At 61.9% G+C, this 2,819-nt stretch carries 4 protein-coding genes; all 4 read right to left on the bottom strand.

From position 1 onward, the window contains the following. The coding region (locus tag ACH2EI_RS10210; RefSeq protein WP_395159944.1) for a ferritin-like domain-containing protein at nucleotides 1-427 on the bottom strand (427 nt) is incomplete at its 3' end. Nucleotides 428-485: 58 nt separating this feature from the next. Next, entirely contained in the window at nucleotides 486-1,145 is a 660-nt protein-coding gene (locus tag ACH2EI_RS10205) for a metal-dependent transcriptional regulator (RefSeq protein WP_395156124.1), read from the bottom strand. 537 nt (nucleotides 1,146-1,682) lie between these two features. After that, nucleotides 1,683-2,111, bottom strand: coding sequence for a hypothetical protein (locus ACH2EI_RS10200; RefSeq protein WP_395156122.1), 429 nt, complete (start codon nucleotides 2,109-2,111; stop codon nucleotides 1,683-1,685). Further along, nucleotides 2,111-2,819: sirohydrochlorin chelatase (locus ACH2EI_RS10195; RefSeq protein WP_395159942.1), on the bottom strand; the 709-nt coding region annotated here is incomplete at its 5' end. The genes ACH2EI_RS10200 and ACH2EI_RS10195, both read right to left, overlap by 1 nt.

Genomic DNA, 2,819 nt, shown 5'->3' with positions numbered 1-2,819 from the left:
GGAGCAGCTTGTTCATCTCGATGACGTGTAGTTCCTCGGCGCCAATCTGGGTCCGTGCGTACTCCTCGAGGTAAATCGAGTCGCCCTCGGCGAGTGCGAGCAAGTTGCGGTAGAGGTCGAGCGCCCGCCGTTCATGACCGATCGACTCACGCAAGATGTTTTCGATGGTGTGATCGTGCGACTCTTCGATGTCGGCAATGCCCTGCGTTGGGTGGCCCCCGAGGCCGGTGAGGATCTCGCCAGCCTGGCGAGCGTGCACCAGCGATTCGTCTGCCTGCTCTTGCATGAACGCCACCAGAGGCAGACGGTTCGGGCCGGTGATCACGAGTGCGTAGTGCGTGTACCTGACGACCCCGGCAAGCTCAGCGAGCATGATCTCGTTGAGGACCGGGTTGATGTCAGTGGTGTCGATGAGTGTGTCAACCATAGAGTTCGATGTCGCTTTCGGCGTGATTCGGGACGTTCGGATGGATTCGGACTGACCGTCAGGTACTGACGAGAATGCGTTCGCCCGTGAAGGGCGCGATGCCGATGAAGCTCTCGCCCACTCGGACCATGAGCGTCCCGTCGGGTGATACGGATGTGACGCTGACTGCCTCACCCGGCTGGATTGCTGACGCTTCGAGAAACTCGAGGAGGCCAGGCTCGAATTCGAGTTCTTCGGTGATGCGACGCACGACAACAACCTGACCGACTTCGGTTTCAGACAGTGGTTGCAGGGCAGCAGGTTCGTACGCCGATCCGGGGATCGGGTTCCCGTGCGGGCAGGTCGTCGGATGGCCGAGCAGCTCGTCCATTGAGCGTTCGACTGACTCGCTCATCACGTGCTCCCACTTCCCTGCTTCGTGATGTGCGTCGGCCCAGGAGAGCTGCAAAATATCGGTGAGGAAACGCTCAGCAAGGCGGTGTCGGCGCACTGTGCGCTCACCGAGCCGCTCTCCCTCCGGCGTCAGTCGGATCCCACCGCCCGCAGCGACCAGCCCCTCCGCTTCGAGCCGTTTGATCATCTCGCTGACTGCCGCACGGCTGACATTGAGCCGCTCGGAGATACGAACCTGAGCGATTTGAAGGTTGTCTTCACCGAGTTCGAAGATGCACTCGCAGTACTCCTCGAATGCGGGGTGGAACTCGCCTGGCGTTGCCATGCCTACAAGTATAGCGAGAAGATCGCCGCCTTGTAAAGTATGCTTAACTTTTTTTGTCAATAGGGTTTACGAACGACCCGGCAACGGTTCGCCCAGCCGAACAACAGAGGCCACCAGGTACGCCTCAACGGTTCCCTCCAACGCCTTGGCATCTGCCATGAAGCGAACCTTCTCGTCGAACGACACCGTTGAGTCGAAGACGAGTGTCCATGCTTCGGCTCCGGCGGCTTCTTCATCGCCACCCTCATCAGCCCCACCTGCTGAGGAGCTGGACCCAGGGGTCGCTGCGGCGAACTCGATGTACTGCTGATCCAGCCCGAATGCGATCTCTGGATCCTGATGAGCGAACTTGCTACGGCTGTCGACATCGACACAAGCTCGTTGCGAACCAGACCCTCGTCACCTCGACCATGATCGTGCGCCTGGAGGAGACGGTCGACGCATTCTCCGAACGCTTCGACCCTCCGACCGAGTTCGTGGTCCCAGGCGAGACATGCGTCGCTGCACTGCTCGACGTCGCTGGAATCTCATCGGGCGTCAGCCCGCCTCGACCGCCTCGACCGATGCGAGATCGTCGACGTCTTCGTGATTCTCGTCGTCGGGGACGAAGCGGCGTTCGGCCAGTCGTTCAGGCAGCAACGGCGGTGCGCCAGCCTCGACCCAGTCGGCAAGGGCGGCGGTGACGGCGGTGTCGAGAACGTCACCGAACCAGATGCGTTCACTGCCTGATCGCACGACAACGACGTTGGAGCGTTCGCACGGTCCAAGACAGTTCGTCGTGTACAGCTTCGCTCGTCGACGACCCGCTACCGCTACCTGCAGCCGGTCGACCTGGGCGACATGATCGACGTCGTCGTGCTTGTCTGTGCCACAGCAGCACCCCCGGCAGACCAGCATCGACACGCTGTCTGCACGCCGCTGAACGCGTAATCGAGCATCAGAGTCAACACCGTCGGTGTCAGCCATCAGTGTCCGTGCCCAACGTGTTGATCATCGTCGCTCAAGTGAGAGTGCCGGTGTTCGGCAGCGTGGTGCGAATGGCCGACACCAATCGCCTGGCCAGCTTTTTCTTCCATCCCTGGGAACGGCGCGCGGTACGCGCACGTGTCGCAATTGACGACCGGTACTCCGTCGAGAGCCTCGAGGTAGCGGCGGGTGATCACCACGACAAGCCGTGGATCTGGGCCGAAGTAGCCGGCGTCGACCACATCGATGCCGGTGCGTTCAACAAATTCGGCGATCTCGTCGCGTGCTCGTTCGATCAATTTGCCGTTGCACAGGAACCAGAAGAACACGGCGATACGGCGGTGACCGAGTCGTTCCATCATGTCCAGGGCAGCGGGCGTGCGCGGCCAGGTCATTCCTGTGAATCCCACTTGCAGATCGCCGGCATCGACCCATTCGCCGAGCAGCCGCGCCGCCTTGGTGGCCTCGCCGTTCGCGTCGGGGTCGCTGGTACCGCGGGCGATGACGAGCAGCGGGACGCCCGTACCGTCGACGGCTCCGAGATTGTCGGCAGCGATCTCGACGAGTTCGGGCACGACTCCGAGAGGCGAGCCGAATCTGAGGTCGACCTGCGGGTGACGCAGCCGGCCCTCGACCACGATCGCCGGCACGTCGCTTTTCGCATGGCTCGCTCCGAGCAGCATGAACGGCAAAACCACAATGCGTCGG

Origin of the sequence: Ilumatobacter sp., assembly GCF_041688325.1 — a bacterium.
Lineage (GTDB): Bacteria > Actinomycetota > Acidimicrobiia > Acidimicrobiales > Ilumatobacteraceae > Ilumatobacter_A.
This window is presented reverse-complemented; position numbering and strand designations above follow the sequence as displayed.